This is a genomic window from Pseudomonas sp. JDS28PS106, assembly GCF_036706555.1.
GTDB lineage: Bacteria > Pseudomonadota > Gammaproteobacteria > Pseudomonadales > Pseudomonadaceae > Aquipseudomonas.
This window is the reverse complement of the sequence record NZ_JBAJGT010000008.1, coordinates 211,465-227,916: the sequence shown is the minus strand read 5'-3', so window position 1 is coordinate 227,916 and position 16,452 is coordinate 211,465. Positions and strand designations below refer to the sequence as shown.

The window sequence follows — 16,452 nt, the reverse complement described above, 5'->3', positions numbered from 1 at the left end:
GATTAGCCGGCGTGACTCGCTTGCAGTGAAGCCGCTTCACGATCCGGCATTTCCTGATTCGAAACCAGGTTTTCTTCCAGGTTGATGTAGTCGACCAACTCCCGCAGTCTTCCCTGATTACGTCCGGTGAACGTGAACGCCAGACGGGTCAGATGACTGAATTGCGCTTCATCATGCTCTTCACCCTCATAGCGATGCTGATGAAAATCCTCGCTGACGCACAGGTCGGCGAAGGTTTCCCTGACCTGCGACAGCGCCTGTTCGGTGAGCGGACGATGCATGCGGATCACGAACTGATTCTTCAGCCAGCGGCTTGAGTGATAGTTGTGGTAGAACTGATTAATCTCCTGCACGGCCTCGTCGGCGCTGTAGACCAGACGCATCAGTTTCATGTCCGCGGGAAGGATGTACCGGTTGTCTTCGAGTTGGCTCTTGATGAAGTCCAGAGCGCTTTGCCAGAACGTCCCGCCATGATTGTCCAGCAGCACGATAGGGACCAGCGGACTTTTGCCCGTCTGTACCAGGGTCAGTACTTCCAGCGCCTCGTCCAGCGTGCCGAAACCGCCGGGGCACAGCACCAGCGCGTCCGCTTCCTTGACGAAAAACAGCTTGCGGGTAAAGAAGAAGTGGAACGGCAAGAGGTTTTCCGTGCCTTCGACGGTCGGGTTGGCATGCTGTTCGAAAGGCAGGGTGATATTGAAGCCCAGACTATGCTCTCGTCCCGCGCCTTCGTGAGCGGCGGCCATGATGCCACCACCGGCGCCGGTGATGACCATCATGTCGGAGGCCGCGATCTGGCTGCCCAGCTCTCGCGCCAGGGCATACACCGGATGCTCGACCGGCGTGCGGGCGGAGCCGAATACCGTGACCTTGCGCCGACCCTTGAAACGCTCCAGCACGCGAAAGGCGCCGTCCAGTTCACGCAGGGTCTGCAGGGTGATCTTGGCGTTCCAGCGATTGCGGTCGTCCTGGGCCATGCGCAGCACGGTCAGGATCATGTCACGATACAGCGGAAGGTTCGGGCTGCCGGGCGCCACGAGATTGATGTGCTCTTCAATCTGGCTGGTCAGGTTCAGACCATTGCTTTGAAAGTGTCGAGACAGAACATCATTCGGCTGATAAGGCATTGGAAATAGCTCCTCCTGAGACAGTGCGATACGGACGATGATGGTCCGGTTTGTCGCAAAAGGCTACCCGGGCCGTCCCATGGAACGTGCTGAGCAAGGGAGGAAGAGCGCGAAGCGCGCCCGAGCAAGGCGCGCAGCGGGAGGGGGGCTGTTACTTCTTCGGACGGGCAGTGCAGTCCGACGCCTGGAAGGTCTGAGTGGCGATAGGGCGATTGGTCTTGTATTCGCTGAACTGGTACTTCAGGACTGCGCCCTTGGTCATCAGCTGGCGGAACCCGTTGTTGCGGCAGACGCTGGCACCAAGCTGGTTGCGCATCAGATCGGGGTTGGCACGCATCTGCTGGGCCTGGCCCTCACGGACGCTCAAGTGATTGATCAGCTCCTTGCCATTGACGGTGAAGCCCTGATCCAGAATGTCTTCGTTGATCGCCCGAGGGGTGCCGACGCTGCTTTCCTTCGCAACTTTCTCCAGCATCTTGCTGAGCTCGAACTCCTGCTTCGACGCTGCTTGTGCGGACAACGGGGCCGCGAGCAAAAGTGTAAGGGTAGGGACGATAAGGCGCAGCATCAAACTCTCCTGATTTAGTGGCTGGCGTTTGGACCAGCTACTTGAACATGCGTTCCGGCGGTCGGCGGATCGCCAGGCCTGCCGGCGTGCCAGTATAAGGCAGTAATGGCGGCGAAGCAGGTTAAACCGGCGCGTGTCTGATAAACTGCGCGCACTTTTTCCGCCTGGGTTTTCATGGTGTCGACGCACTCTTTCAACTGGCCGGTGATGCCATGAGCCACGCTGTTTCGCGTCTGCGGGACGAGCGTCTGGCGCGCAGCACCCGGCCTTTCATTGCCCGTGGTTCGCGCGCGCCGCGGTGCCCGGATTGCCGGGTGATATTCAGCTATTGTCTATGTGCCTGGCGGCCCAGCGTCGAAGCCGGCTCCGGCATGTGCCTGCTGATGTACGACACCGAACCCTTGAAACCCACCAACACCGGTTGGCTGATTGCCGACGTGATAGAGGACACGCATGCGTTCGGCTGGTCACGTATCGAGGTTGATGAACAACTGCTCCAATTGCTCGAAGATCCGCAGTGGCAGCCTTACATCGTGTTTCCGGGTGAGTTCGTGGCACCGGAGCGGGTCGTGACCAGCGTCAGCCCGGTCGAAGGCAAGCGGCCCCTGTTTATCCTGCTCGACGCAACCTGGACCGAGGCGCGCAAGATGTTTCGCAAGAGCCCGTATCTCGAACGCTTTCCCGTGCTGAGCCTGGAGCCGGAACAGATCTCGCGCTATCGCTTGCGTCGTTCCAGACGGGACGATCATTTCTGTACGGCCGAAGTCGCCGCGTTGTGCCTGGAGCTGGCCGGCGACCAGGAAGCCAGCAGTGTGCTGGATGCCTATCTGGATGTTTTCAGCGCGCATTATCTGGGTGCCAAGTTCCAGAATCCGGTCGATCCGGACGACGCGGCGCATAGCCTGCTCAAGGCGTATCTGTAGAAGAAGCGGGCGATCGAATACCGGCGGCGCCGGGGCGTTCCAGGCTTGACCGTCCGGGTCATGCTGGGCATCCTTGGCGCCGCTTGAACGCCGACGGCCACGGACGTGCCCTGTCGAAGCAGTGAATTCCGGGCATCCCGATGCCCTGCCGAGCTGTCGCTCACCCGACGCTCACTTTGAAAACAGGATCAAAAGATGACCTACGACATCCTGATCGCCGATGATCATCCGCTGTTTCGCAGCGCGCTGCATCAGGCGTTGAGCATCGGCCTGGGGCCTGATGCGCGACTGGTCGAGGCAGAAAGCATCGCGCAACTCGAATCGCGCCTTGAAGAGAAGGCTGACTGGGACCTGGTTCTGCTGGACCTGAACATGCCCGGCGCCTACGGTTTTTCAGGCCTGGTCCTGTTGCGCGGGCAGTATCCGCAGATTCCGGTGGTCATGATCTCCGCGCAGGAAGAGGCGTCCATCGTGGTCCGTTCCCGTGAGTTCGGGGCCAGTGGCTTCATTCCCAAGTCCAGCGGGCTGGAAGACATTCAGCAGGCGGTGCGCGCGGTTCTCGACGGCGACGTCTGGTGGCCGCCGCAGGTCAACGAGGTGGTCAGCGTGTCTGCCGAGGCCAAGGCGGCGAGCGAAGGACTCGCGAGCCTCACACCCCAGCAGTTTCGCGTGCTTACGATGGTCTGCGAAGGGTTGCTCAACAAGCAGATCGCCTACGAGCTGAGCGTGTCGGAGGCGACCATCAAGGCCCACGTGACAGCGATCTTCCGCAAGCTGGGCGTGCGCACCCGGACGCAGGCAGCGTTGTTGCTGCAGCAGCTGGAGTCCATCACGGCGAGCTGATACAGGTGTTCACGCTTTTTTGACCTGTCGTGCCGTAGCTTTCCTCATCTTTTTTACGCAGCAGCTTTCTATGTCGCCCTTCAAAGGCCAGACCGGCCTGAAACGTATCTTCAACGCAGCGGGTTACTCGCTCGATGGCCTGACCGCCGCGTTCAAGGGAGAGGCGGCTTTCCGCCAGCTGGTGCTGCTCAACGCAGTGCTGATCCCCCTGTCTTTCTTCGTGAGCGTCAGCCGGGGCGAGCAGGCGCTGCTGATCGCGGTCTGCCTGCTGGCGCTGATCGTCGAATTGCTGAACTCGGCGGTTGAAGCAGCGATCGATCGTATCTCGCTGGACCTGCACCCGCTGTCCAAGAACGCCAAGGACATGGGCAGTGCGGCGCAGCTGGTAGCGCTGACCATGATCGCATCGGTCTGGGGTGTAATCCTGCTCGGCTGATCAATAGAGGGTGGGCAGCACGATTTCGTCGCTGCGACGCACACCCGCGGTGAATGCCCGGCAAAGTTCCAGAAACTCGCGCATCGCCGAGGTCTGGTATTTCTGTTTATGCCAGATGAAATAGAACTGGCGCGACAGGTCCAGCTCAGGTGTTTCCAGCGCGACCAGGCTGCCGCGCCGGAATGCATCCCGCAGCGCCAGACGTGAAATGCAGCCGATGCCCAATCCAGACTCGACGGCACGCTTGATTGCCTCGGTGTGCTCAAGCTCCAGACGCACGTTCAGACCGTTTCGGTGGTGTCGCAGCGCCTGATCGAAGGTGAGTCGGGTGCCGGAGCCTTGTTCCCGCAAAATCCAGGCTTCACGAGTCAGCTCTTCAAGGCTGACCCGTGCCTGTTTGGCCAAGGGATGCTGGGGCGCGCAAAACACCACCAGCTCGTCCTCGACCCATGACTGAACCTCTATGTCCGGGTGGCTGCAATCGCCTTCGATCAGGCCCAGGTCAATCTCGTAATGCGCCACTTGCTGGACGATGTGCGCGGTATTCTGAACGTGCAGTTTGACCTGGCTTTCCGGATGACGCTGCATGAAACTGCCGATCAACAGCGTCGCCAGGTAATTGCCGATGGTCAAGGTAGCGCCCACCGCAAGAGAGCCGAAGCCGGACTTGCCGTTAAGCAGGTCCTCGATTTCCTTGGCCTGATCCAGCAGGGCAACGGCCTGGGGCAACAGCTGACGTCCCGTGGCGTTGAGACTGAGCCGCTTGCCTGCACGGTCGAACAGCTGAGTGCTGGACTGGCGCTCCAGTTCGGTGATCGATGTACTGGCGGCCGACTGGGACAGCGAAAGCAGCACGGCGGCGCGTGAGACGCTTTCCTGCTGGGCCACGGCGACGAAGACCTGAAGCTGACGAAGAGTGAATCTCATATCTATATAACCGATTACCCATATCTTGATAATTCATTTAACAGATATTGTCTCTGCCACTAGAATGTCGCGCAATAGCGCAACCCCCCTGTGCGCATGAAATCTCAGGAGTTTCCACGTACATGAGCAACATGAATCACGAGCGTGTCCTCAGCGTCCATCACTGGAACGACACTCTCTTCAGTTTCAAGTGCACCCGCGACCCGGGTCTGCGTTTCGAGAACGGTCAGTTCGTCATGATCGGTCTGCAGCAGCCTAACGGTCGCCCGCTCATGCGTGCGTACTCGATCGCCAGCCCGAACTGGGAAGAGCACCTGGAATTCTTCAGCATCAAGGTGCCGGACGGCCCGCTGACCTCCCAGCTGCAGCACCTCAAGGAAGGCGATGAAATCATCATCAGCAAAAAGCCTACCGGCACGCTGGTCCTCGACGACCTCAAGCCCGGCAAACACCTTTACCTGCTGAGCACCGGTACTGGCCTGGCGCCGTTCATGAGCGTCATTCAGGACCCTGAAACCTACGAGCGTTTCGAAAAGGTCATCCTGTGCCACGGCGTGCGCTACGTGAACGAAGTCGCCTACCGCGAGTTCATCACCGAGCACCTGCCGCAGAACGAATTCTTCGGCGAAGCGCTGCGTGACAAGCTGATCTACTACCCGACCGTTACCCGCGAGCCGTTCGAGAACCAGGGGCGTCTGACCGACCTGATGCGCAGCGGTAAGCTGTTCCGTGACATCGGTCTGCCGCCGATCAATCCGGAAGACGACCGCGCGATGCTGTGCGGCAGCCCGAGCATGCTGGACGAAACCAGCGAAGTGCTGAACAGCTTTGGTCTGACTGTCTCGCCGCGCATGCGTGAGCCGGGCGACTACCTGATCGAGCGTGCTTTCGTCGAGAAGTAAGCGTCGATGTAAAAAAGCCCGCCTCGCCGTGATCCGGCCAGGCGGGCTTTTTGTTGTCCGCCTTTTGCCGCTACAGGTTCGCGGCCCGGACCACTTCCAGCACAGTAATCGAGCCGGGGGAGGGGTAGTGCCAGCGCACATCCAGATCCCAGAATCGGGCGCCATAGCGCCGTTCAGGCGTCGGCACCTGATAAGCCGGGCGTGGGTCCTGCGCCAGACATTGTTCGACCAGTTCCACCAGCGGTTCCCCTAGCCGCAAAGCATGCTCACGCGCCTGGACGAGCGCCTGATCATGCCACTGCACCGGAATCAACACCGGCGCCGCGCTCGCCATCCCGTTGGACGCATCGCTGACCTGATCGGCATAGGGCACGTAGGGTTTGATGTCCAGTACCGGGGTACCATCGAGCAGATCGATGCCGGACAGCCACAGCCTGCCCGGCTCTACCTTGTCTAGCCTGACCACCGATTGCCCGATACCGTTGGGCCGATGCGTGGCCCGGGTCGCGAACACGCCGGTAGATTGGTTGCCGCCCAGGCGGGGCGGGCGGACTTTCAAACGCGGTTTGTCCTCCAGCGCCAGATGGAACAGAAACAGCAGCCACACGTGACTGACCTGTTCCAGTCCCTGAACCGCGTCGCCCTGATCAAACGGCGATACCAGTTCGAGCACGCCACGTGCGGCAGGCGCCAGCTGCGGTTGGCGCGGGATCGCGAATTTTTCCTTGAAGCAGGAGCGCACGTACCCGACCGGAGAAACCTGATAGCTCATGGATGCGCCCGGTCAGCCGCGCAAGCGCTGGGTCAGACCCTTGAGAAAGTTGCGCAGCAACTGGTCGCCGCATTCCCGGTAATTGTTATGGCCGACCTTGCGGAACAGCGCGCTCAGCTCCGGTTTGGACACCGGGAAATCCACCGACTTGAGGATGGCGTGCATGTCGTCTTCCTTGAGCTCGAAGGCCACCCGCAGCTTCTTGAGCACGACATTGTTGGTCACCGGCAGCTCGACCGGTTGCGGCGGGCGACTTTCATCCTTGCCACGCTTGAAGAACACCAGGCCATCGAGAAGATGCGCCATGACGTTATCGCCGCAGACCAGGTAGCCTTCCTCGTCTTCCTTTTTAGTGAAGGCGATTACGTCCGCTTTGGTGATTTCCAGTCCGCCCAATCCGGTGATCTCGACGATCTTGTTGTCGCTGATATCGAGCATGTAGCGCACGCTGCGCAGTACATCGTTGTTGGTCATGTCACGTAAATCCTGATAAACGCTGAGACGGCGCGCGTTGGACGTTGCGCGCCGATAAAGAGGGTTAGAACTTTTCCGCGGTCTTCATGTAACGCCACTGGCCTTCAGGCAACTTGCCCATCGAGACGCCACCCACGCGGATGCGGCGCACAGCAACAATCTTGAGGCCGACCGCTTCGCACAACTGGGCGATGACACCGGGCTGAGGATTTTTCATGGCAAAGCGCAGACGGTTCTCGTTCTGCCAGCTGGCTTTGACCGCCGGCAACTCCTTGCCTTTGTACATCAGGCCATGGTTGAGCCGGTTCAGGCCGTGGGCGACCATCTCGCCGGTCACTTCCACGACATACTCCTGCTCGATCTTGCTGCGATCGTCCGTCAGCTTGCGGATGATGCGCCAGTCCTGGCTGAACACCATCAGGCCGCTGGCGTTGGCCTGGAGCGAGGAGGCTGTGTCAAGGCGCAAGAAATGACCACGCAACGGACGTTTGCCGAAACGGTGCTCCTCGGACAGGCTGTCCGGTGTGATCATTTTCAGCGCGGTCTCGGGCGTGGCACCGGCCGGCGTGTGAAAAATGATGGTCACCGGCTCCGGCGCGACGGCTTTTGCGTCGGCATTGAGCTGAACCTTCTGGTCGGTGATCTTGAACTGGGGCTCGTCGATCACCTCACCATTCACGGTCACCCAGCCGCCTTCGATGTAGAGCTCGGCTTCGCGGCGCGAGCAGCCGGTCAACTCGATGAGACGTTTGGAAAGGCGAATGGGGTCTGTCATGACAAGGAGCCGTTATTACTGAAGGGAAAGGCGATAGTGTAACCGCCCCCGCCGGGTTAATCGCGGCATCATTGCAAATGCTGTACTCGCAGGCACTGCAGCGCGCGTGCCGGCTGCCTCATCCAGGCTGTCTGCGGCGCATTCTCAGCATCGGATACGGCTGACCCAGCCCGTCGACCTCCGACCGGCTGATGACCTTGAAGCCTTGCTTGAGGTAGAAGCCCAGCGCCTGGGGATTCTGCTCGTTGACGTCCAGTTCGCTGATCCCGTAATGCTCCACGGCGTGGTTCAGCAACTGCTTGCCCAGCCCCTGCCCTCGATAATCGGGGTCGATGAACAGCATGTCGAGTCGATTACGGCTGACGCCGGCAAAACCTGTTATCTCCAGATTGGCGTTGCGAGTACAGAACAGCGTGACGGTCTCCAGATACTGCATCAGCAGCAAGCCTTTGAGTGTCGAGATGTAGGCGTCGGGCAGAAAGTCGTGCGTGGCGCGTACCGAGCGCTCCCAGACCCGTGCCAGTTCGGGAAAGTCGCCTTTGTCCGGGCTGTGAATGTCCATTGTGCGTAGGCTCTTGCATAACCAATACCCCGACAGTCTAAGCCCAAAGAAAAAGCCCCGCCGGTTTACCCGGCGAGGCTCTGTCTGAAACGCATCGCAGTTCGATCAGATGGGTTCGGCCCACAGATCGTATTCATCGGCGTCGGTGACGCGGCACATGATCTTGTCGCCCGGTTTGACCGGGCTGTCGTCTTCAAGACCGATATACACGTTGCCGTCGATTTCCGGCGCATCGAAGAAGCAGCGGCCCACGGCGCCGCGCTCGTCGACTTCATCGATCAGCACTTCGATTTCCCGGCCGATCTTCAGTTGCAAACGCGCGGCGCTGATTGCCTGCTGATGCGCCATGAAGCGATCCCAGCGATCCTGCTTGACGTCGTCCGGGACGATTTCGGCATCCAGCAGATTGGCGGGTGCGCCTTCCACCGGCGAATACTGGAAGCAGCCGACGCGGTCGAGCTGGGCTTCGGTCAGCCAGTCGAGCAGGTACTGGAAGTCTTCCTCGGTTTCACCCGGGAAGCCGACGATGAAGGTCGAACGGATGATCAGGTCCGGGCATTGTTCACGCCAGTTCTTGATCCGCGCCAGGGTCTTGTCTTCGAACGCCGGACGCTTCATCAGCTTGAGTACGCGCGGGCTGGCGTGCTGGAAGGGGATGTCCAGATACGGCAGGATCTTGCCCGCCGCCATCAGTGGAATCAGCTCGTCGACGTGCGGATACGGGTAGACGTAGTGCAGACGCACCCAGACGCCCAGCGTGCTGAGCGCCTGGCACAGCTCGGTCATGCGGGTCTTGACCGGCTGGCCGTCCCAGAAACCGGTGCGGTACTTGACGTCGACGCCGTAGGCGCTGGTGTCCTGGGAAATCACCAGCAGCTCCTTCACTCCGGACTTAACCAGGCGCTTGGCCTCGTCCAGCACGTCGCCCACCGGACGACTGACCAGCTTGCCGCGCATCGACGGAATGATGCAGAAGCTGCAACTATGGTTGCAGCCTTCGGAGATTTTCAGATACGCGTAATGACGCGGCGTCAGCTTGATGCCCTGCGGCGGCACCAGATCAATGAGCGGATTGTGGTCCACCTTCGGTGGCACCACTTCGTGCACGGCATTCACCACCTGCTCGTACTGCTGCGGACCGGTGACGGACAGCACGCTAGGATGCACGTTGCGAATCACATTCTCGTCCACGCCCATGCAGCCGGTCACGATTACCTTGCCGTTTTCCGCGAGGGCCTCACCGATCACCTCAAGCGACTCGGCCTTGGCGGTGTCAATGAAACCACAGGTATTCACGACAACGACATCGGCGTCCTCGTAGGTCGGCACGACTTGATAACCTTCCATGCGCAGCTGAGTCAGGATGCGCTCGGAATCGACCAAAGCCTTCGGACATCCGAGACTGACAAATCCGACCTTGGGTGCGGACGGCGTGGTGACGGTGGACATGGCAAACCTCGGCGTAAAGGGCAGCCCGGCAACAACTCGCGCAGGCACCAACTGGGCGCTCGGGGCGCCTCTGATCAAAAAGTGCGCAATTCTAGCGGCGAGCGAGGGCGATGACCAGTGGTTGGTGGAGATTTACGACGGGTGTTGAACATGTTTTAAGAGCTTTACGCATACGCGGCGACATGAGGCGCAGTCTTGTTTGGACTGTACGCGTTGGCAGGAGCTTGGGTTATCGCCAGCAAGCTGGCTCCTACACCTCACACCCATTCGTAGGAGCCAGCGTGCTGGCGATGGCAGTCACTCGCCAACTGCGACCAAGATTTACCCGCAAGCCTGCGCTATGCTTCGCGCCGCCGGACCAGGGCTTGTCAATGCAAGTCTGGTCTGAATTTGTTACGCGGTATGAAGCTCAAAGCCTCAAGTCGGACTTCGGGAGTATCCAATGGGTCAAGCAGGCAGTCATGCCGAAAGCGGAGGCGCGGCCAGGCCGCTGGCCTTGCTGGTCGCCGCGGTGGGCGTGGTATACGGGGATATCGGCACCAGTCCGCTATATACGCTGAAGGAAGTCTTCCAGGGCGGTTACGGGGTTCAGGTTACTCATGACGCCATACTGGGTGTGTTGTCGCTGATCTTCTGGTCGCTGGTCTGGGTCGTGTCCTTCAAATACATGGTGTTCATTCTGCGCGCCGACAATCAGGGCGAAGGCGGGATCATGGCGCTGACCACCCTGGCGCGGCGCGCCACGGCACGCTTTCCCCGATTGCAGATGGTCATGGTGGTCTTCGGCCTGTTCGGCGCCGCGCTGTTCTACGGCGACAGCATGATCACGCCGGCGGTGTCCGTGCTGTCGGCCATGGAGGGCTTGGAGCTGGCGTTCGATGGTCTGGAGCATCTGATTGTGCCGATGGCGCTGGTGGTGCTGGTGGGACTTTTCCTGATCCAGAAGCACGGCACGGCGCGCATCGGCGTGCTGTTCGGGCCGGTCATGGTTATCTGGTTCGTGGTGCTCGGAGCCTTGGGCATCTACGGCATCATGCACACCCCCGAGGTATTGCACGCGGTCAACCCGGTCTGGGCGGTGCGCTTCTTCATCCTTCATCCGGGCATCGGCGTCGCCATTCTCGGTGCGGTGGTCCTGGCGCTGACCGGCGCCGAAGCGCTGTATGCCGACATGGGGCATTTCGGCCGCAAGCCGATTTCCCGCGCCTGGTTCATCCTGGTGTTGCCGGCGCTGCTGCTCAACTATTTCGGCCAGGGCGCGCTGGTGCTGGAGCATCCCGAGGCGGTGCGCAATCCGTTCTATCTGTTGGCGCCGGGCTGGGCGCTTCTGCCGTTGATCGGGCTGTCGACGCTGGCGACCATCATTGCTTCCCAGGCGGTGATTTCCGGTGCGTTCTCCATGACGCTCCAGGCTATCCAGCTTGGGTACATCCCGCGCATGTACATTCAGCACACCTCGAGCGACGCGCAAGGACAGATCTACATCGGGGCGGTGAACTGGGCACTGATGGCGGGCGTGATCCTGCTGGTGCTGGGCTTCGAGTCGTCCGGCGCGCTGGCTTCGGCGTACGGCGTGGCGGTGACCGGAACCATGTTGTGCACCACGATTCTGGTGTCGTCGGTCATGCTGCTGCTCTGGAAATGGCCGCCGCTGCTGGCGATTCCGCTGTTGCTGGGGTTGCTACTGGTTGATGGACTGTTCTTCGCCGCCAACGTGCCGAAAGTGGTGCAGGGCGGAGCCTTTCCGGTTCTGGCGGGCGCGGTCCTGTTCATTCTGATGACGACCTGGAAACGCGGCAAACAGCTGCTGGTCGAGCGGATCGATGAAGGCGGCCTGCCGCTACCGATCTTCATTGGCAGCATCCGCGTCCAGCCGCCGCATCGGGTGCAGGGCACGGCGGTCTTTCTGACTGCGCGCTCGGATGCCGTTCCCCATGCCTTGTTGCATAACATGCTGCACAACCAGGTCTTGCACGAGCAGGTCGTGCTGCTGACCGTGGTCTACGAAGACCGGCCACGGGTGCCAGTCGGCGAGCGGTTCGAGATCGAGTCCCATGGCGAAGGTTTCTATCGGGTCATCCTGCACTTTGGCTTCATCGACGAGCCGGACGTGCCTGCTGCGCTGAAGGACTGTCACCTTGCTGAACTGGATTTCAGCCCGATGCGCACCACTTATTTTCTGAGCCGCGAGACGGTGATTCCGTCGAATATGGAAGGCATGGCTCGCTGGCGGCGTGTGCTGTTCGCCTTCATGCTCAAGAACGCCAACGGCAATCTCAAGTTCTTCCGTCTGCCGTTCAATCGGGTCATCGAGCTGGGGACTCAGGTCGAAATGTAAGCCGGGTCCGTTTAGCGCCCATGAAAAATCCCGGTCACCTTTCGGTGCCGGGATTTTTCGTATCAGCGCGCGGGCTTATTCAGTAGCGGCTTTGGCCTGACGCTTGTCGATCGCATCGATCAGGCGCTTGGCGAGGGCAGGGTAGTCCTCGTCGAAATGATGACCGCCTGGAAGCTGAACCACTTCGCCCACGGCCGTGGAATCGGTACAGCCGCTGGTCTTCGCCTCTTCGATGCCGTAGACGCAGAACACCTTGGCCGGTGGCAGCTTGGCCATTTCCGGTCCGGTGGTGGCTTCCTCGCCCGCCTTGCCTAGCCAGCCGTCGACATGAATCTCGAAGCTGCCCGAACGGGCAAACGCCAGAAGAATGATGCCGTCGACACGGTTCTGGTCTTCGGCTGCCATGCGGTTGTAGACCGCGGGCATCACGTCGGCACCGAACGAGTAGCCCGCCAGGATGAAGCGCTTGGCACCCCATTTCTGCCGGTAGTGGTTCATGACATCGGTCAGGTCCACGGCGGTCTGCTCCGGCGTCTTGTGCTCCCAGTAGTAGCGCAGCACGTCGACGCCAACCACCGGGTAGCCCATCTTCGCCATGTCGCCGGCCACCACTTTATCCAGATCGCGCCAGCCGCCGTCACCGGAAAGGAACAGGGTGACGGTGTCGGATGGCTTGCTGGACGGCACTTCCACGACCGGCACGCCCAGCCCGCCGCCATCGTTCTCGCCCAGCAGCATGTGCCGCAGCTCGGTGTTCAGCACCTGCGGCAGCGGGATGTCGTAATCGCTGATGCTGGTTTCGGCATTGGTCTGGTCGCGCACAAAGGCCGCGCTCGGATCATCCGGTGCATCGTTCCACGCCGCCAGCCAGTGTCCGTGTGGCGCGTTCTGCGGTAATGGCACATCGCAGATCCGCGGTGGTGTTTCACCTTCTTCGAGCACCGGAGGCGGATTGGAGACATGCTCCAGCGCAAAGCCGACCGAAATCGCCTGGGCCTTGTCGTCTTTCTGTCCCGCCAGCCAGCGCCACGCCAGCGTCGCCCCCGGACCGATGCCGGCAACCAGCGATGCCGGGCCGTCGAGGGTTTCCAGAGCGGACTGGAAAATCTTCTGTTGGCGGACACAGTCGTCCTTCGGCAGCACCACTTGAACGATGCGGGCCGAGGCGTCCTTGCTGATCGCCAGCAATTGCTTGTCGCTAAGCATCTCGTCGGCGGTCACTGCCAGAGCGACGCGCGTCTTGGCCCGCGAGGCCGGCGTTACGCTGATCAGCTCCACCCCGTCCTCCACGGTCGAGCGCTCCAGGCTGGCGGGCGGCGCCGGACGGCTCCACCACCAGATACCCAGAGCGACCAGCAGCACGATTGCCAGTGCGATCAGCACATAGCGCCAGGAACGTCGAATCATCAGCGTTTCACCAATCCAGTCAGGCCGCCCGCGATCAGGGCGGCGGTGTCAGCCAGTGCGACGAGCGGATCGAGTCCGGCCGGCACGGCCATGTAACGGGGTTCCCAGTCAGGCTGGAACTTGTCCTTGAAGCGGCGCAGCCCCTGGAAGTTGTAGAGCTGCTCGCCACGCCGGAACACCATCGAGCCCAGACGCTGGGTCAGCGGCGCGCCGCGACGGGGTTGCAGGCCGGAGAGCGGGACCATGCCCAGACTGAAACGCGCGTAACCTTGCTGTTTGTAGTGCAGGATGAGCCCGACCATCATGAACTCCATGGTCAGCTTCGGCGCATCCGGATGCGCGCGCATCAGGTCCAGGCTCGCCAGTTCATGGCTCGCGGTTTCCAGCAGGTTGGCGAATGCCACGGGCTTACCCTGGAAGTGAACGATGGCGATCCGGAAATATTGCAGGTATTCCGGGCTGAAGCGCCCCAGCGAGAAGCCTTTCTCGCGGACATTCTTGCCCGTCAGCCAGGCGTCGGAAATCACCCTCAGCTCATCGAGCGGCGCCTGACCCGTTTCATAGATCTCCAGCGACAGACCATCGCGCCCACCACGGTTCCAGGTGTAGCGCAGGTCCTTCATCTCCTTGCCCTTGGCTTCGATATCGAAGCGTCGCAGGTCGACCCGGGCTTCTTCGCCCAGCTTGATCGCGGTCAGGCCAATGTCCATGTAATAGGGCAGGTTTTCCGCGCGCACCTGATAGAACACCGGACGAGCATGGTGGACGTCGCACAGGTCACGGAACTGCCAGATCAGCTCGGCGCGCTGCTGGGTCGGCCCGATAGGGTCGTAGAGCGCCACCAGACTGCGGCCCCGGTGGGAATACATCAGAAACGCATTGCCATCCGGATGAAACAGGATGGCTTTATCGCCGGTCAGCGCGAGTCCGCCATCCGGCTGGCTCGACGATTTGAGAATCTGCGCGGCTTTCTTCAGGTCTTCGCTGTCCGGCAGTTTGATCACCGGCCGTGCCGTGCGCAGCAGCCAGGTCAGCGACACCACGACCAGCAACACGGCGCTGCCCAGCGCTGAACGCAGGCCGCGCGGTGCATCCGCGTCCAGCGTGAACTGCCACCACAGCTGGTGGCTGTAGGGAACGTCCTGGTAGGCGAACAGCAGCAGCCAGATCGACGCGCCCACCACGCAGGCGCTGGCGATCAGATACAGCGGCGAAAAGGGCAGTTCCAGCAGGCGGCTAGGGCGATAGAAGGAGCGGCGGAAGGTCGCCAGCAACGCCGCGGTCAGTAGCAGCAGGCTGGCTTCCTCCCAGTCGAAGCCCTTGAGCATCGAGAAGACGGCGCCCGCCAGCAATAGAATCACGGTCAGCATCCAGGCCGCCGACAGACGACGACGCAGGCCTTGGGCCAGCAGCAGGCACAGCACGCCCACCAGGCTGGCACCGAAGTGCGAGGCATCGATCAGGCGATGGGGAATCATGAAACCAACGCTTTCAAGCCGGGTATCGATCTCAGGGGTGGAGCCAGAGAACAGCAGCACCACCCCCGACAAAAAAACCAGCAGTGCCAGAATCGGTGCCGCAAGGCCCGACGCCACCCGCATGGCTTGCCTGGTGGGCAGCAGGCGTTGAGCTTCGGTGAACAGCAGTGTCAGGCAAGCCAGCAGCAGCGGCAGGATCACGTAGATCAGGCGATAGAGAAGCAGGGCGGCCGCCAATGGTGCGGCGCCCAGCTCGTTGGCGAAAGCCGCCAGCAGAATCGCTTCGAACACGCCGACCCCGCCTGGCACATGGCTGAGGACCCCGGCGGCCAGCGCCAGCAGGTAAATCAGCATGAAGGCGCCGAGCGGTGGCGCCTGTGGCAACAGCAGGTAAAGCACCAGTGCGGCGGCGGCGACGTCCAGCGCCGTGATCACCAGCTGAACCAGACTCAGGCGCAGATCCGGCAGGCGCAAGGTGCGGCGCCCGGCGCGGACCAGGATGTTGTGGGGAATGTCCTGTTCCGGCATACGACGGCGATACACGGCGATTGCCAGCAATGCGCTGGCGATCAGCACGGCGATGGCAATTGCCGCGAGCAGATTGACCGGTAGTTTGAGTGCCAGGGACGCGCCGGGCAGGTTGCTGAGTGTTGCCAGCGCGGCCAGAGGTGGCAGCGCGCACCCCAGCGACAGGCTGGCGAAAACGGTCATGCGGGCGATTTCCATCGCGCCCACGCCATGGCGTGAGTACAGTCGATAGCGGACTGAGCCGCCGGACAGCATCGAAAGGCCCACGGCGTTACCGATGGCGAAGGAGGTGAAGCCGCCGAGAATCAGGGTGCGGGTCGGCAGGTTTACGTTGGCGTAGCGGCTGGCGGACAGCTCGTAACCCATCAGGATCACGTAGCCGATCACCGCGGCCAGCAACGCACCGCCCAGCGACGGCAGCGGAACCGCGAACAGGGCATCGCGCAAGGCATAGAAATCCATTTCGATCAGCATGTGCCGACAGGCGACCAGCGCCATGCCGAACAGCACCAGCATGATCGCCAGCCCGATCGGCTGTCGATACTTGCTCAGCACATCGAGCCAGCGCAGGCCCGCACCCGGGATCGGCGGGTTCGCAGCTTCTGCTTGATTGGAATCAGACGGGTTATCGCGCATCAATCACTCCTTGGATCGTGCGCGACAGGATGGAGGTATACAGCCAAGTTACCAATCCCTACGCAATAAATATTTCGAGATGTTAGCGTGTGTACGTCTAACGAGCGAATAGCCAGCTGAGCAAGCGAGCACTGTCGAGCCATGATTCAGCTGCGATTCAGTTTAGTAATCATCCTATCGGCAGAGCAGGAGAAAACTGTCGCGGCCAAGTGTTAGGCGCGATGATGAGCCAGGAGTTTCCGGCGGGGAAGGCGGGGTGGCGAAGCGTATGGGCAGCGAGAGGGATTTCGGCACAAACAAAAAAGGC

15 protein-coding genes are annotated in these 16,452 nt (G+C 61.1%); 5 read left to right on the top strand and 10 right to left on the bottom strand.

Going from position 1 to position 16,452, the window contains the following annotated elements; translation table 11 throughout:
- Window positions 1–2: 2 nt before the first annotated feature.
- Window positions 3–1,127 (bottom strand): TIGR00730 family Rossman fold protein, encoded by a 1,125-nt coding sequence (locus TRP66_RS15525; RefSeq protein ID WP_333404247.1) that lies wholly within the window; start codon window positions 1,125–1,127, stop codon window positions 3–5.
- 151 nt (window positions 1,128–1,278) lie between these two features.
- Window positions 1,279–1,695, bottom strand: coding sequence for a quorum-sensing-regulated virulence factor family protein (locus tag TRP66_RS15520; RefSeq protein ID WP_333404245.1), 417 nt, complete (start codon window positions 1,693–1,695; stop codon window positions 1,279–1,281).
- Between the two features lie 212 nt (window positions 1,696–1,907).
- On the opposite strand from TRP66_RS15520, the gene TRP66_RS15515 reads away from it, so the two are divergent.
- The 3 genes from TRP66_RS15515 to TRP66_RS15505 all read left to right on the top strand — a co-directional run bounded on the left by TRP66_RS15515 (window position 1,908) and on the right by TRP66_RS15505 (window position 3,897).
- Window positions 1,908–2,618, top strand: coding sequence for a tRNA-uridine aminocarboxypropyltransferase (locus TRP66_RS15515; RefSeq protein WP_333404243.1), 711 nt, complete (start codon window positions 1,908–1,910; stop codon window positions 2,616–2,618).
- A 195-nt stretch (window positions 2,619–2,813) separates the two neighbouring features.
- A complete protein-coding gene (gene erdR, locus TRP66_RS15510) occupies window positions 2,814–3,461 on the top strand; it encodes a response regulator transcription factor ErdR (RefSeq protein ID WP_333404241.1) in 648 nt (215 codons plus the stop codon).
- 70 nt (window positions 3,462–3,531) lie between these two features.
- Window positions 3,532–3,897 carry a diacylglycerol kinase gene (locus TRP66_RS15505; RefSeq protein WP_333404239.1) on the top strand — a complete coding sequence of 122 codons (366 nt, stop codon included), beginning with the start codon at window positions 3,532–3,534 and terminating at the stop codon, window positions 3,895–3,897.
- Here TRP66_RS15505 and TRP66_RS15500 read toward each other — a convergent pair whose 3' ends face one another.
- Complete coding sequence (locus TRP66_RS15500; RefSeq protein WP_333404237.1) at window positions 3,898–4,824, bottom strand: LysR family transcriptional regulator; 927 nt, start codon at window positions 4,822–4,824, stop codon at window positions 3,898–3,900.
- A gap of 122 nt (window positions 4,825–4,946) precedes the next feature.
- Between TRP66_RS15500 and fpr the strand changes: the two genes are divergently transcribed.
- Entirely contained in the window at window positions 4,947–5,726 is a 780-nt protein-coding gene (gene fpr, locus TRP66_RS15495) for a ferredoxin-NADP reductase (protein ID WP_333404235.1), read from the top strand.
- A 70-nt stretch (window positions 5,727–5,796) separates the two neighbouring features.
- On the opposite strand, the gene tsaA is transcribed toward fpr, so the two are convergent.
- From tsaA to rimO, 5 genes are all read right to left on the bottom strand, one after another.
- Entirely contained in the window at window positions 5,797–6,498 is a 702-nt protein-coding gene (tsaA, locus tag TRP66_RS15490; RefSeq protein WP_333404233.1) for a tRNA (N6-threonylcarbamoyladenosine(37)-N6)-methyltransferase TrmO, read from the bottom strand.
- A 12-nt stretch (window positions 6,499–6,510) separates the two neighbouring features.
- A complete protein-coding gene (locus tag TRP66_RS15485) occupies window positions 6,511–6,972 on the bottom strand; it encodes a DUF1456 family protein (protein WP_333404231.1) in 462 nt (153 codons plus the stop codon).
- A 64-nt stretch (window positions 6,973–7,036) separates the two neighbouring features.
- A complete protein-coding gene (locus TRP66_RS15480; RefSeq protein WP_333404228.1) occupies window positions 7,037–7,747 on the bottom strand; it encodes an rRNA pseudouridine synthase in 711 nt (236 codons plus the stop codon).
- 118 nt (window positions 7,748–7,865) lie between these two features.
- Complete coding sequence (locus tag TRP66_RS15475) at window positions 7,866–8,309, bottom strand: GNAT family N-acetyltransferase (RefSeq protein WP_333404226.1); 444 nt, start codon at window positions 8,307–8,309, stop codon at window positions 7,866–7,868.
- A 105-nt stretch (window positions 8,310–8,414) separates the two neighbouring features.
- The gene (gene rimO / locus TRP66_RS15470) at window positions 8,415–9,758 is read right to left on the bottom strand and encodes a 30S ribosomal protein S12 methylthiotransferase RimO (protein ID WP_333404224.1); all 1,344 of its coding nucleotides are present in this window, start codon (window positions 9,756–9,758) and stop codon (window positions 8,415–8,417) included.
- A 442-nt stretch (window positions 9,759–10,200) separates the two neighbouring features.
- Here rimO and TRP66_RS15465 point away from each other — a divergent pair, with 442 nt between their 5' ends.
- Window positions 10,201–12,096 (top strand): potassium transporter Kup, encoded by a 1,896-nt coding sequence (locus tag TRP66_RS15465; protein ID WP_333404222.1) that lies wholly within the window; start codon window positions 10,201–10,203, stop codon window positions 12,094–12,096.
- 75 nt (window positions 12,097–12,171) lie between these two features.
- On the opposite strand, the gene TRP66_RS15460 is transcribed toward TRP66_RS15465, so the two are convergent.
- Together TRP66_RS15460 and mprF are read right to left on the bottom strand one after the other, a co-directional pair.
- Window positions 12,172–13,503: a virulence factor family protein gene (locus tag TRP66_RS15460; RefSeq protein ID WP_333404220.1), complete on the bottom strand. Its 1,332-nt coding sequence runs from the start codon at window positions 13,501–13,503 to the stop codon at window positions 12,172–12,174.
- Window positions 13,503–16,145 carry a bifunctional lysylphosphatidylglycerol flippase/synthetase MprF gene (gene mprF, locus TRP66_RS15455; RefSeq protein ID WP_333404218.1) on the bottom strand — a complete coding sequence of 881 codons (2,643 nt, stop codon included), beginning with the start codon at window positions 16,143–16,145 and terminating at the stop codon, window positions 13,503–13,505. The genes TRP66_RS15460 and mprF overlap by 1 nt, the downstream gene beginning before the upstream one ends.
- Between the last annotated feature and the right edge of the window lie 307 nt (window positions 16,146–16,452).

Coding starts and splice junctions, on each gene's coding strand:
- TRP66_RS15525 (WP_333404247.1), bottom strand. CDS start 1,127: ATGCCTTATCAGCCGAATGATGTTCTGTCTCGACACTTTCAAAGCAAT.
- TRP66_RS15520 (WP_333404245.1), bottom strand. CDS start 1,695: ATGCTGCGCCTTATCGTCCCTACCCTTACACTTTTGCTCGCGGCCCCG.
- TRP66_RS15515 (WP_333404243.1), top strand. CDS start 1,908: ATGAGCCACGCTGTTTCGCGTCTGCGGGACGAGCGTCTGGCGCGCAGC.
- erdR (WP_333404241.1), top strand. CDS start 2,814: ATGACCTACGACATCCTGATCGCCGATGATCATCCGCTGTTTCGCAGC.
- TRP66_RS15505 (WP_333404239.1), top strand. CDS start 3,532: ATGTCGCCCTTCAAAGGCCAGACCGGCCTGAAACGTATCTTCAACGCA.
- TRP66_RS15500 (WP_333404237.1), bottom strand. CDS start 4,824: ATGAGATTCACTCTTCGTCAGCTTCAGGTCTTCGTCGCCGTGGCCCAG.
- fpr (WP_333404235.1), top strand. CDS start 4,947: ATGAGCAACATGAATCACGAGCGTGTCCTCAGCGTCCATCACTGGAAC.
- tsaA (WP_333404233.1), bottom strand. CDS start 6,498: ATGAGCTATCAGGTTTCTCCGGTCGGGTACGTGCGCTCCTGCTTCAAG.
- TRP66_RS15485 (WP_333404231.1), bottom strand. CDS start 6,972: ATGACCAACAACGATGTACTGCGCAGCGTGCGCTACATGCTCGATATC.
- TRP66_RS15480 (WP_333404228.1), bottom strand. CDS start 7,747: ATGACAGACCCCATTCGCCTTTCCAAACGTCTCATCGAGTTGACCGGC.
- TRP66_RS15475 (WP_333404226.1), bottom strand. CDS start 8,309: ATGGACATTCACAGCCCGGACAAAGGCGACTTTCCCGAACTGGCACGG.
- rimO (WP_333404224.1), bottom strand. CDS start 9,758: ATGTCCACCGTCACCACGCCGTCCGCACCCAAGGTCGGATTTGTCAGT.
- TRP66_RS15465 (WP_333404222.1), top strand. CDS start 10,201: ATGGGTCAAGCAGGCAGTCATGCCGAAAGCGGAGGCGCGGCCAGGCCG.
- TRP66_RS15460 (WP_333404220.1), bottom strand. CDS start 13,503: ATGATTCGACGTTCCTGGCGCTATGTGCTGATCGCACTGGCAATCGTG.
- mprF (WP_333404218.1), bottom strand. CDS start 16,145: ATGCGCGATAACCCGTCTGATTCCAATCAAGCAGAAGCTGCGAACCCG.